Genomic DNA, 11,974 nt, shown 5'->3' with positions numbered 1-11,974 from the left:
GTTTGCACGGGGGGAGCTGACCCCGGGCCGCACCGACTACGCTTCCTACTCCTTCGACTCGTTTCCAGGACCGTGCCGCGCGCTGAGTGAGGAGCCTCTTTTGGCCTGTGACCTGTGGCTGGTACCGCTCGTCGACGTGTTGTGCCACACCCCCGACAACCCCTTCGCCGAGGAACTCGCGCAGTACAACAAGGTGCTCGCCGAGTCGGGACTCCCGCCCGTGCCGGTGTACCAGTACATGCCGGGCCTCTCGGGCGACGTCGCCCCGGTGGCCGGCTTCGACTACGACGCCCTGCACTTCCTGCGCCGCGTCTACCTGCTCCAGGTGTGCGGGCTGCCGGTGACGCCGGTGGACGAGCTGGGCGGGGACTACGAACAGCTCCTGGAGATGTTCGAGACGACGGCCCAGCAGTCGCACCTGGTCTGGCACTACGACCACGCGGGTGCGTACGTCCCCGTCGACTTCCCCCAACCCCTGTCGAACGACGAACTCCTCGCGGGCGGCGGCCCCCTGGGCTCCTCCCAGGCCCTGCTGCGGGAGCTGGAGTACGTGGCCCCGTCGATCGGCATCGACCCGGCGAACCCTCCGGCGCCTCCGAACCCCCCGCTCGCCCCCACGGAGTTGGAGGAACCGGCCGTCCCCGCGCCGTACGACCCCAGCCCCTTCGCCCGCGAACGGCACGTGTGGCTGGGGCTGCACGCGGCGGCGACACGGAGTCTGGCGCAGGGGTCGATGATCATCTTCAGCTGAGGGTCAGCGCCCCATCTGGGACAGGCCCTTCTGCAGGTCGTCGAGGTTCATCACCGGCGTGTAGGAGATCTTGGCGCCCAGGGTGAGGAAGAACGGCTCGGCGAGCACCGGCATCTGGGAGCTGTCCTGCATGTCGAAGACCAGGAAGGCGGTGCGCTGGCCGTTGTCGGTGGTGAAGTAGGCCGCTTCGGGCTTGATCTGTGCCACCGACTCCTGGATCAGCTTCCCCAGGGTGCCGTTCCGGATGGCCTCATTGGCCCTCTCCGTGTCCATGGACGCCTTGAGCAGTACGCGCATCGCACTCACCTTCTTCTGACTGGGACAGGCAGGGGTGCGAATTCAGAATATGCCCGTTTGGGGGGTTTATCTCTTGGGCGGGAACGGCGGGGAGGGGGCGGGGCGCTTCAGGGGCGGGCTTGGGGGGGCGGGGCTTGGGGGAGCTCGGCAGCTGGGGCTTGGGGGAGCTCGGCAGCCGGGGCTTGGGGGAGCTCGGCAGCCGGGGCTTGGGGGCGGGCGCCCTTCACCCCATGGCGGCGTACAGCTCGGGGTCGGCGGTCACCACATGCCGCCGACGGCGGGCGGGCAGGCGGGCAGGCGGGCAGGCACAGCGCGGGCACGAAAACGTGCCGCGTGGGCCCGAGCTCGGTGTTCGCGACGAACATCGCCGGAGATCTCGTGGCGCACCCGGGAGCCGTCGTCCAGCTCCTCCGGCATGGTCGCGCCGTGCCTAGCCGTCGAGGTACAGGGAGCCGTTGATGTCGCGCGCCTGGACGACCGTGCCGTGGAACGTGCTTCCGGAGATCTTGTTGTGCACGTCACCGGAGCCGGTACGGCCCCGGTTCACCGCCTCGGCCGCACGGCGCCAGGCCTCCAGCGCCTGGGCGAACGCGGGGTCCTGCTGGGCACGCAACGCCAGCACCCCGGCCAGCTCCCGCGCCCGCACCGTGTCGTCCGACGCCTCGTCGAGCGCCGTCAACTCGCCCTCACCGGTGCGCTCTCCACTCGCCGGCCGCCGTCTGACCAACTCCCGCAGCGACGCCCAGATCTGCTGCCCCGCGGCGCCCGCCGTCCCGCCCGCCAGAGCCATCAGCAACTCAGGTGCAACCTGGTCCACGAACACCCTCCCCGGTCTCCCAGCGGTGTTGGCCGTGAATCGAGGGTAGAGCAGAGCCCCCCAACTGTGCAGGTCTCTCCCAAAACCGACACGTTCAAGCACGTGTGGGGGCTGCCGCGGGCTGATGTGCCCGCTGACTGGTGGGGTGAACGTGGAGACCGCCACGCGCTGATGAGCCCGCCGATTGGCGAGGTGAACGTGGAGACCGCCACGCGCTGATGAGCCCGCCGATTGGCGAGGTGAACGTGGGGACCGCCCGCTTCTTGTCAGTGTCGTGCTTCCACGGCCCGCCTCAAGGGCGCTTCGCGTCGGCTGCGCCGATCGGCCTTCGGCCGCCCCTTGACCCGGTCCGCTCCAGCACGGGTGAGAAGCGAGCGAGCGGCCCGGAAAAGCGGGTGGCCGGCGCGTGCTTGCGGGTGGGGGCGGGCTGCGTTGCGGGCCGGGGTTGGCGGGCGCGGTCGCGCCTCGCATGGACGCCGGGTCGGCTTAGCGTCTGCGGGCAGTGGGTGGGGGACGCGGCGGCGCCTCGCATGGACGCCGGGTCGGCTTAGCGTCTGCGGGTGGCGGGTGGGGGGGCGCGGCGGCGCCCCGCATGGACGCCGGGTGAGTAAAGCGGCTTGCGGGCGGTGGGTGGTGCGCGGCGGCGGGGCGGGGGCGCCAGGTGGGTTTGGCGGTCGACTGTTGGTGGGTGGTGGGGGCGCACCGGGTGGGCTTAGCGGCGAGGGGGTGGCAGGCGGATGGGGGGCGGGGAAGGGCTGGTGGGCGTTCGGCGGGGGATTGGCGGATGTGTGCCTGTGTGGGGTTGTCCGCCTGGGGCTTTGCCTCTGTGGGGTGGCACAGATCCGCCAATCGCTGGGAGCGAGGGGGCGGTGGCGGGGTTGCGGTGCTTGGAGAGCGGTGTGTTGGAAGGTTTGTGCCAGGAGGCGGGCCGAACTCGGCCGGTGATGGGGCTGCTCGCTGGCCCCACTCCGCCAATTCCCGCACCGCCGAACCCAGGGAGCGATTTCGGCGCCCCCTCCCCGCGCCTCCCAGCACCCGCAAGCCGCTCAACCCACCCGGCGTGCCGCCACTCGCCCGGCGCGCACCACCCACCGCCCGCGGCCCCCGGCCTCCGCACCGGTGGGCCTCAGAACACCGCCGTCCCCGCCTGTGTCAGCCTCCAGTTCGTCGCCGCGAAGTCCGCCGGATCCAGCGTGCCCTTCCCCGTCACATAGTCGATCATCAGTTGGCGGATTTCGTTGGTGGAGCTGTAGGCGATGTCCGCGGAGGCGATGTGCGGGTAGCCGCTGCCGCCGTTGGCGCGGTAGTTGTTGACGGCTACGACGAAGACCTGGTCGTCGGTCACCGCCTGGCCGGCGTACGTGAGGTTCTTGATGCGCGAGCCCTCCGGCTGGGCGATGTCGATGTCGTAGGAGACGCCCGCCGCCGTGTCGTACATGTAGTCCCAGAAGTTGTTGGCGTTCGTCAGGGTGGACGTGTCGACCTTCATGGCTGTCGGAACCTGGTGGTAGTACTTCGCCGCGTACTCCAGGTAGTCCCTGAGCTGGGCGCCCGTCAGCTTCTTGCCGTACAGCGTGTTGTCGTAGATGTAGAGGCCGGCGATGTCGCGGATCGTGACGTCGCCCGCCGGGATGTCCGCCGTGCGGCTGAAGGGGGCCGCGACCGAGATCAGCGGCAACGCCGCGTCCGAGGCCGACAGGCCCGCCGACACCGTCTTCATCTGGACCTCGTGGATGAAGTCCATGATGGGCACGTCCTTCCAGCACGACTCCGCCGCCGAGAGGTCCTGGGTGCAGGTGCCGACCGGGGTGTTGACGTACTTCACCACCAACTCGTGGTCCGCCTGGAGGAGCTTGGTGATCTGCTCGTCCTCCTCCACTCCGTTGGGGTTGAGCGTCTGCGCCTGGATCTCCCGCACCTTCCACTGGCCTCGGACCAGTTCCAGGTCGAAGTCGAAGACGGTCAGGCGCATGCCCCAGCAGTACGGCTCGGAGAGGACGACGTCCTTGCCGGTCTGCTCGTTCTTCACTGTGTAGGAGGAGACCTCTACGTGCGTGTGACCGACCAGGATCGCGTCGATGCCGGGGACCTGCTCCGCCACGAGGTTGGACGCGTTCTCGACGTAGGGCAGCTCGTCACCGTACGACGAACTTCCGTCAAGGCCCGAGTGGTCGGTCAGGAAGACCACGTCACAGCCCAGCGCCCGCAGCCTCGGCACGTACTTCTTCGCCTGTTCGACCAGGCCCGGGAAGACCATCCTGCCGCTGACGTTGTCCTTGTCCCACAGGGCGATGCCGGGGTTGGTCAGGCCGAGGATGCCGACCTTGATGTCCGGGGCGCCGGGGACGCAGATGCGCTTGATGGCGTACGGCTGGAAGGCGGGCCTGAGGGTCTTGGCATCAAGCGCGTTGGCGCCCAGGAGCGGGAAGCGGCACTGGCTCTCGAACTTGCGCAGGACGTCGATGCCGTAGTTGAACTCGTGGTTGCCGAGGGCGGCGGCGTCGTAGCGCATGTGGTTCATGGCTACGGCCATCGGGTGCTTGGGGCCCTTCTTGCCGTCCGCCCCTGTGATGGGGTCCACGCGCGCGTAGTAGTACGCCAGTGACGTGCCCTGGATGATGTCGCCGGCGTCGACCAGGAGGACGCGGTCCTCGCCCTTCGCCTCCCGCTGCTGCTTGATGAGGGTGGCGACACGGGCGACGCCCACGGAGTTGCCCTTGCTGTCCTTGTAGGCGGCGTCCGTGTAGTAGTCCCAGTCGAAGACGTGGCTGTGCAGGTCGGTCGTGCCGAGGATGGAGAACGACCAGGTGCGGGGCGTGTGTTGGGGAGTGGCCTGGTCCGCCGCCTCCGCGGGCGCGGCCGCCGCCACGGCCCCGGCGGCGGCCACCGCGGCACCGGTCACGGCCGACTTGTGCATGAACTCGCGGCGGTTCATGGGGTGGACGGGCATGCGGAACTCCCGGGAGGTGGGGGCGAGTGGTGCGCCGTGTGGGACTACACGCGTAGATGGTGGTGGCCGGACGGTGCCACCCGGAACCAGGAGCAGGCCATGTCCGGGTCAACAAACGGAAATGACCGAAGTTTCGCCGTCGAGTAAGCGCTCGACCACTCTGTGTGGCGACTGGCCGGCTTCGGGTGGAAGGGCGCATCATGACGTTGATGGCTGAGCGACCGACGATGAGCAGCACCGAGCCCCCCAGCTTCGAGGACCTGCTGAACGACCTCGACAGGCTGGACGTGCTGGACGGCTACAAGGCCGAGATCATCAGGGGGAACATCGTCATGTCGCCGTGGTCACAGGGGTACTACCTCGACGTCATGGACCTGGTCTGCGATCAGTTGCGTCCCCATCTGCCCGAAGGGCACCGGATCACCTATGGTCCCTTCCTCTACGTCTTTCCAGGCGCAGAGCGCGCTTATGGCCCTGACATCCAGGTCGTAGACCGACAAGCCAGCCGGACCACAAGCAACCGCTTGGACGGCGAAGCCCTCTCCTTCGTCGCCGAACTGACCTCCTCCGCCACTCGCGACGACGACCTGACCGACAAGGTCGAGACGTACGCCAAGGCAGGTGTCCCCGTCTATCTCATCCTCGACATGCAGGAGGAGAAGGCCACGGTGCTCTGGGAACCGTCCGCCGAGGGATACCAGGCCCGCTGCAGCAAGCCCTTCGGCGAGAAGCTCGACATCCCCGCCCCCTTCAACTGCGCCCTCGACACCACCGGCTTCCACCGCCCCGCCCAGGACTGACCCTCACGTCGACTCCCGCACCACCAGCCGACAAGGCACCGGCCGCACCCCCGGGGCCGTATCCGCCTCGTCGATCGCCTCCAGCAACCGCAGCGCCGCGATCCGCCCGATCTCCGCGAGGTTCATGTCGATGGTCGTGAGCGGCGGCCGGCTCGCCAGCGCCATCGTGTCCCAGTTGTCGTAGCCGACGACGGCGATCTCGCCGGGGACTCCGACGCCCCGTTCCCGCAGCGCGTCCGCGACCCCGCGGGCTATCTGATCGTTGCCGCAGAAGAAGGCGTCGGTGTCGGGGGCGGTGCGCAGGACCGCGTCGGCGGCGCGGCGGCCCCATGCCTCGCTCCACTCGCCGAAGTGGACGCGGCCGGTGGACAGGCCGAGGCCGACCGTCTCCAGGTGGTCCACGGCGTGGTGGGCGCGGTCGCGGGCGGCGGCGTGGTGTTCGGGGCCGGTGACGTGGGCGATGCGGGTGCGGCCGGTGGACAGGAGGTGGTCGACGGCCAGTTGGGCGCCGCCCTTGTCGTCGGAGACGACCGAGGTGTCGGCGGGGTTCGTCGACGGGGACAGCGCGTAGACCACGGGGATCGACTCCAGGCCCGTGATGCCGGTCAGGGGCGGGCGGGCGTCCGTGCGGCGGCCGGTGACGATGATGCCGTCCACCCGGCGGTCCATGAGGTTGCGCAGGTGGTGCTGTTCCCGGATGGCGTCGCCGCGGGTGTCGCACAGCAGGACCGAGATCTTGCCGGCGCCGAGCGCGTCCTCGGCACCGAGGAGGACCGGGGTGCTGAAGCGGCCGATGCCGTCCGTGGTCATCAGGCCGACCGTCCAGCTGCGGCCGGTGTGCAGGCTCTGGGCGTGCTGGTTGGGGCGGAAGCCGAGGGTGGCCACCGCGTCCAGCACCCGCTGCCGGGTTTCCGGGCGCATCCGGCCGGCGCCGCTCAGCGCCTTCGAGGCCGTGCCCACGCTGACGCCCGCGAGCGCGGCGACGTCGGCGAGCCTGGCCCGGCCGGTGGGGGGAGAGCCTGGAGCACCTGCGGCAGGGATCACGAGCAAACCTTTTTCCTAGACGGCGGCGGGGATGACAGCGACAACGGCGCGCACCATCGTGACAGGCGCCGCAGCCTAGTGCCAGTCCCTGGGCAAGTTGAAAAAACTCTTGCCGCAGCTCTTGACCCGCATTCCTCGCTGCCCTCTACTTTCCGCTCAGGAAAACGGTTGCTCAAACACGCTCCCTCTTCACGCTCCCTCACTCGGAGAACCATGTCCCGCACAAGCTCCTCCCCGCCCACTCCCGTCGGCTCCGTCGACCCCGTCGGCTCCGTCGGCCCCGTCCGTCTCGGCCCGGACGCGCGTGCCGTGCTGCGTCCCGCCGCCGTCGGTCTCGACGCGGGCTTCTGGCTCACCCGGCGCGAGGTCAACGCGCGCACCTCCATCCCGCAGGGCCCCGAACTGCTGGAGTCCGCGGGCAACCTGCACAACCTGCGGCTCGCGGCGGGCGCGGCCGAGGGCGAGTTCCGGGGCGCGTACCCCTTCGTGGACACGGACGTCTACAAGTGGCTGGAGGCCGCGGCCTGGCAGCTCGCACAGGGAAACGACGGCGACCTGGAAGCCCACGTCGACCGGATCATCGGCCTCGTCGCCGGCGCCCAGCAGCCCGACGGTTACCTCAACACCTGGTTCCAGCTGGTCAAGGGCGGCGAGCAGTACCAGGATCTGCGCTGGGGCCACGAGTTGTACTGCGCGGGGCATCTCATCCAGGCCGCCGTCGCACACCACCGGGTCACCGGACGGCCCGAACTCCTCGATGTGGCCCGGAAGTTCGCCGACCAGGTCGACTCCGTCTTCGGTCTCCCCGACAGCGGCAAGCCCATCGACGGCATCGACGGCCACCCGGAGGTCGAGACCGCCCTGGTCGAGCTGTACCGGGAGACCGGTGAGCGCCGCTACCTCGATCTCGCCGCCTACTTCGTCGACCGGCACGGCCACGGCCTGCTCGGCGGCGAGGCCTACTGCCAGGACCATGTGCCGGTACGCGAGGCGACGAACGTCGAGGGGCACGCCGTACGGCAGTTGTACCTGCTGGCGGCGGCCGCCGATCTCGCCACCGAGACCGGCGATGCCGAACTCCGCACCGCCTCCGAGCGGTTGTGGCACGCCATGACCACCACCAAGACCCACCTCACCGGCGGGCTCGGTGCCCATCACGAAGAGGAGGACTTCGGGGACCCGTACGAGCTGCCCAACGAGCGTGCGTACTGCGAGACCTGTGCCGCCATCGCCTCCGTGCAGTGGAGCTGGCGCATGGCCCTGCTCACCGGCGAGGCCCGCTACTCGGACCTGATCGAGCGCACGCTGTACAACGGCTTCCTGGCCGGGGTGTCGCTGGACGGCGAGCGCTGGCTGTACGTCAATCCGCTCCAGGTCCGCGACGGACACACCGACCCCGGTGGCGACCAGTCGGCCCGCCGCACCCGCTGGTTCCGCTGCGCCTGCTGCCCACCCAACGTCATGCGGCTGCTCGCCTCGCTGGAGCACTACCTGGCCAGCAGCGACGACGGGGGTCTGCAGATCCACCAGTACGTCAGCGGGCGCTACACCGCCGCCGAAGGCATCGCGATCCGCTGCGAGACCGACTACCCCTGGCACGGCTCGATCGCTTTCACCGTCGAGGAGACCCCGGCCGACCGGCCCTGGACGCTCTCCCTGCGCGTCCCGCGGTGGTGCCGCGACGTGCGGGTGCGGTGCGGGGAGGAGTCGTACGACGGTCCCGTGGAGGACGGCTGGCTGCGGATCGAGCGGACCTGGGCGCCCGGCGACCGGGTCGTCCTGGAGCTCGCGCTGGAGCCGCGCCTGACCGCCGCCGATCCGCGCGTGGACGCCGTGCGCGGCTGCGTGGCGATCGAGCGCGGGCCGCTCGTGTACTGCCTGGAGCAGATCGACCACCCGGGTGGCGGCCTGGACGACATGGTCGTCGACACCACGCGTCCGCTCGCCGTGAAGCACCGGCCCGACCTGCTCGGCGGCGTGACCACCGTCGTGGCCGCCGGCCGGCGGCGCGACATCCCGGACCCGGGCTGGTGGCCTTACGGACCGGCCGACAGTTCTCCGCGACAAGGCGGCGAGCCCGTCGAGTTGACCGCCATCCCCTACTACGCCTGGGCCAACCGCGAAGACGGCAGTATGCGCGTCTGGCTGCCCACCTCCTGACCCTGACCCTCCTCACACCCTCGCCCTACGAACATCGAGGTCAGCCCCGTGATATCCACCCGCCGCACACTCCTCGCCGCGCTCACCGTCGTCGGCGCGCTCGCTTCCGTCACCGCCTGCGGAGGCGGGTCCGACTCCTCGGGCTCGACCGACGCGTCCGGGGGGACGTACACCTTCTGGGACCCGTACCCGCAGTTCGACGCGTCCTCCCCGTGGGGCAAGCTCGTCTCCGAGTGCGGGACGAAGGCCGGGGTGACCGTCAAGCGCACCGCGTACGACACCACCGACCTGGGCAACAAGGCGCTGCTGGCCGCCCAGCAGGGCAACGCGCCCGATGTGATGCTCGTCGACAACCCGGTCGTCTCGACGCTGGTGGAGGCGGGGATCCTCAACAAGACGAGCGACCTCGGCCTCGACACGAAGTCGATCCAGAAGAACATCATCGGCGCGGGCACGATCGACGACGCCGCGTACGGAGTGCCGATCGGCGCCAACACGCTCGCCCTCTACTACAACAAGAAGGTCCTGTCCGCCGCGGGCGTCGACCCGGCCTCGATCAAGGACTGGAACTCCCTCACGGCGGCGCTGAAGAAGGTCAAGGCGGCCGGGAAGAAGGGCATCACCTTCTCCGCGATCAACACGGAGGAGGGCAGCTTCCAGTTCCTGCCCTGGTTCTGGGGCGCGGGCGGTGACCTCACCAAGCTGGACTCCGCGAAGGGTGTGGCCGCGCTGTCGCTGTGGAAGGGCTGGGTGGACGAGGGGCTGGCCCCCAAGGACGTCCTGCAGAACACGCAGACCACCAGCTGGCAGGAGTTCGCCACCGGCGACTACGCGTTCGGCGAGAACGGCACCTGGCAGCTCGGCAACGCCGAGAAGGCCGGTTTTGACTACGGCATCATCAACGTCCCCGGGCAGAGCGGTGGTTCGGCGCCGGTGCCGACGGGCGGCGAGTTCGTCACCGTGCCCGTGCAGAAGGACACCGCGCGCTACGACGTCAGCAAGAAGATCGTCACATGTCTGACCAGTGACGCCAACCTGCTGCCGACGGACACGACGCTGGCGTACGTGGCGCCGACGGCGGCGGTGCAGGCCGAGCAGGTGAAGCAGAACGCGAAGCTCAAGCCGTGGGTGGACGCGGTGGCCGCGGCCCGTGGCCGTACCAGCGGCGGTCTGGGCACGAAGTACCCGACCATCTCCCAGCCGATGTGGACCGCCGTCCAGGCGGCCCTCTCCGGCAGCAAGAGCCCACAGGACGCGATGGACACGGCGCAGGCGAGCGCGCAGAAGAACTGAGGACGACACCATGACCATCGCCCGCGTCGACCGGCCGCGGCCGGCGTCGGCGGTGGCGAAGGCCCCCGGCTCCGCGCCCGCGCTGCTGCACCGCAGGCAGCGGCGCCGGAGCCGGCTGACCGCGCTCGCCTTCGTCGCCCCGCTGATCGCCTACCTCGCCGCCTTCTACCTCTATCCCCTCTACCGCAACCTCGACCTGAGCCTGCGCGACTACACCGTGCGCTCGTTCGTGGCGGGGGACGCGCCCTTCTCCGGCTGGGACAACTTCCAGAAGATCCTCGACGACCCGACGTTCGGTCCGGCGCTGCGCCACACGATGGTCTTCACCTTCGTGTCCATCGCCTTCCAGTACGTCATCGGTCTCGCCCTCGCCGTCTTCTTCAACCGGCACTTCCGGCTCGCCCCCACGCTGCGGGCGCTGTTCCTGATCCCGTGGCTGCTGCCGCTGATCGTGTCGGCGTCGACGTGGTCGTGGATGTTCAACAGCGAGTCGGGGGTGGTGAACTACTTCCTGCACTTCTTCGGGGTGGATGCCGTCGGCTGGCTCACCTCGCCGGACTGGGCGCTGACCTCGGTGATCGTCGCCAACATCTGGATCGGCATCCCGTTCAACCTGGTCATCCTCTACAGCGGGCTGCAGAACATCCCGCCGGAGCTGTACGAGGCGGCGGCCCTGGACGGGGCGAGCGCCTGGCAGGTGTTCCGCCGGATCACCTTCCCGCTGCTGCGGCCGGTGTCGGCGATCACGCTGCTGCTCGGGCTCGTCTACACCCTCAAGGTGTTCGACCTGATCTGGATCATGACCAAGGGCGGGCCGGGCGACGCCTCCTCCACGCTGGCGACCTGGTCGTACCAGCTCGGGTTCGGCACGCTGCTGCCCAAGTTCGGTCCGGGCGCCGCGGTCGGCAACCTCCTCATCCTCATCGCCCTCGTCTTCGGCCTGCTGTACATCCGCGTCCAGAGGAGGCAGGAAGCGTGAAGTCGCGTCGCCGCTACACCGTCATCGGCCTCCTCCTCACCGCGCTGATGCTGTTCCCGGTGTACTGGATGCTCAACGTGTCCCTCACCCCGCAGCAGGACATGCGCAAGAACCCGCCCGACCTGCTGCCGCTGCACCCGACCTTCGAGGGCTACCGGGCCGTCCTCGACGACCAGTTGCCCTACCTCGGCACCAGCCTGCTCATCGGCCTCGGCACGGTCGCGCTCACCCTGCTCCTCGCCGCCCCGGCCGGCTACTCCCTGGCGAAACTGCGCCCGCTCGGCGGCGGTGCCCTCGGCCTGGTGCTGCTGATCGCCCAGATGATCCCCGGGATCGTCATGGCGATGGGCTTCTACGGCATCTTCCTCGACCTGGGCCTGCTGAACTCCTGGTGGGGCCTGATCATCGCCGACTCCACGATCGCCGTGCCGTTCGGCGTCATGATCTTCACGGCGTTCATGTCGGGCATCCCCGGTGAACTGATCGCCGCCTCCCGCATCGACGGCGCGGGCACCTTCCGCACCTTCTGGTCGGTCGTGCTGCCGGTGAGCCGCAACGCGCTCGTCACCGTCTCGCTCTTCAGCTTCCTGTGGGCCTGGTCCGACTTCGTCTTCGCCAACACCCTCGACGGCGGCGGCGACCTGAGGCCGATCACCCTCGGCATCTACAAGTACATCGGCAACAACAACCAGGAGTGGAACGCGATCATGGCCACCGCCGTCGTCGCCTCCGTCCCCGCGGCAGTCCTGCTGGTCCTCGCACAGCGCTACGTGGCCGCGGGTGTGACCGCGGGCGCGGTGAAGGACTGAGGATCCGGAAGACCAAGAATCCGGAGACTCAGGATCCGGAGACTCAGGATCCGGAAGACCCCCCTCCCCCCTAT

Annotated in this window: 10 protein-coding genes; 6 read left to right on the top strand and 4 right to left on the bottom strand. The window is 69.5% G+C overall.

All coding sequences use genetic code 11. The features are described from left to right. The first annotated feature begins 100 nt into the window (after window positions 1-100). Window positions 101-751, top strand: coding sequence for a hypothetical protein (locus tag ACFYWX_RS04605; protein WP_389422474.1), 651 nt, complete (start codon window positions 101-103; stop codon window positions 749-751). A gap of 3 nt (window positions 752-754) precedes the next feature. Here ACFYWX_RS04605 and ACFYWX_RS04600 read toward each other — a convergent pair whose 3' ends face one another. From ACFYWX_RS04600 to ACFYWX_RS04590, 3 genes are all read right to left on the bottom strand, one after another. Further along, a complete protein-coding gene (locus ACFYWX_RS04600; protein WP_389422473.1) occupies window positions 755-1,048 on the bottom strand; it encodes a hypothetical protein in 294 nt (97 codons plus the stop codon). Window positions 1,049-1,478: 430 nt separating this feature from the next. After that, entirely contained in the window at window positions 1,479-1,865 is a 387-nt protein-coding gene (locus ACFYWX_RS04595; RefSeq protein ID WP_389422472.1) for a hypothetical protein, read from the bottom strand. A gap of 1,126 nt (window positions 1,866-2,991) precedes the next feature. Further along, a complete protein-coding gene (locus ACFYWX_RS04590) occupies window positions 2,992-4,815 on the bottom strand; it encodes a bifunctional metallophosphatase/5'-nucleotidase (protein WP_389422471.1) in 1,824 nt (607 codons plus the stop codon). Between the two features lie 200 nt (window positions 4,816-5,015). Here ACFYWX_RS04590 and ACFYWX_RS04585 point away from each other — a divergent pair, with 200 nt between their 5' ends. Further along, entirely contained in the window at window positions 5,016-5,615 is a 600-nt protein-coding gene (locus ACFYWX_RS04585) for a Uma2 family endonuclease (RefSeq protein WP_389422470.1), read from the top strand. Window positions 5,616-5,618: 3 nt separating this feature from the next. Here the strand turns inward: ACFYWX_RS04585 and ACFYWX_RS04580 are convergent, their stop codons facing one another. Next, window positions 5,619-6,659 (bottom strand): LacI family DNA-binding transcriptional regulator, encoded by a 1,041-nt coding sequence (locus tag ACFYWX_RS04580; protein WP_389422469.1) that lies wholly within the window; start codon window positions 6,657-6,659, stop codon window positions 5,619-5,621. Window positions 6,660-6,872: 213 nt separating this feature from the next. Here ACFYWX_RS04580 and ACFYWX_RS04575 point away from each other — a divergent pair, with 213 nt between their 5' ends. The 4 genes from ACFYWX_RS04575 to ACFYWX_RS04560 are packed head-to-tail and all read left to right on the top strand — an operon-like array spanning window position 6,873 to window position 11,900. Continuing rightward, window positions 6,873-8,819 carry a glycoside hydrolase family 127 protein gene (locus tag ACFYWX_RS04575; protein ID WP_389422468.1) on the top strand — a complete coding sequence of 649 codons (1,947 nt, stop codon included), beginning with the start codon at window positions 6,873-6,875 and terminating at the stop codon, window positions 8,817-8,819. Window positions 8,820-8,867: 48 nt separating this feature from the next. Then, window positions 8,868-10,112, top strand: a complete 1,245-nt coding sequence (locus ACFYWX_RS04570) for an extracellular solute-binding protein (RefSeq protein ID WP_389422467.1) — start codon at window positions 8,868-8,870, stop codon at window positions 10,110-10,112. A gap of 10 nt (window positions 10,113-10,122) precedes the next feature. Continuing rightward, complete coding sequence (locus tag ACFYWX_RS04565) at window positions 10,123-11,091, top strand: carbohydrate ABC transporter permease (protein ID WP_389422466.1); 969 nt, start codon at window positions 10,123-10,125, stop codon at window positions 11,089-11,091. Window positions 11,092-11,138: 47 nt separating this feature from the next. Then, window positions 11,139-11,900, top strand: coding sequence for a carbohydrate ABC transporter permease (locus ACFYWX_RS04560; protein ID WP_389422646.1), 762 nt, complete (start codon window positions 11,139-11,141; stop codon window positions 11,898-11,900). The last annotated feature ends 74 nt before the right edge of the window (window positions 11,901-11,974 follow it).

This window comes from Streptomyces sp. NPDC002888 (assembly GCF_042888465.1).
GTDB lineage: Bacteria > Actinomycetota > Actinomycetes > Streptomycetales > Streptomycetaceae > Streptomyces.
Note: the sequence above shows the minus strand (reverse complement) of the source record. Positions and strands in the feature narration are given on the sequence as shown.

What these genes read in the sequence shown, in the direction of transcription:
- ACFYWX_RS04565 (WP_389422466.1), top strand. Translation starts at nt 10,123, where the DNA reads ATGACCATCGCCCGCGTCGACCGGCCGCGGCCGGCGTCGGCGGTGGCG.
- ACFYWX_RS04575 (WP_389422468.1), top strand. Translation starts at nt 6,873, where the DNA reads ATGTCCCGCACAAGCTCCTCCCCGCCCACTCCCGTCGGCTCCGTCGAC.
- ACFYWX_RS04590 (WP_389422471.1), bottom strand. Translation starts at nt 4,815, where the DNA reads ATGCCCGTCCACCCCATGAACCGCCGCGAGTTCATGCACAAGTCGGCC.
- ACFYWX_RS04600 (WP_389422473.1), bottom strand. Translation starts at nt 1,048, where the DNA reads ATGCGCGTACTGCTCAAGGCGTCCATGGACACGGAGAGGGCCAATGAG.
- ACFYWX_RS04585 (WP_389422470.1), top strand. Translation starts at nt 5,016, where the DNA reads ATGACGTTGATGGCTGAGCGACCGACGATGAGCAGCACCGAGCCCCCC.
- ACFYWX_RS04560 (WP_389422646.1), top strand. Translation starts at nt 11,139, where the DNA reads ATGCTGTTCCCGGTGTACTGGATGCTCAACGTGTCCCTCACCCCGCAG.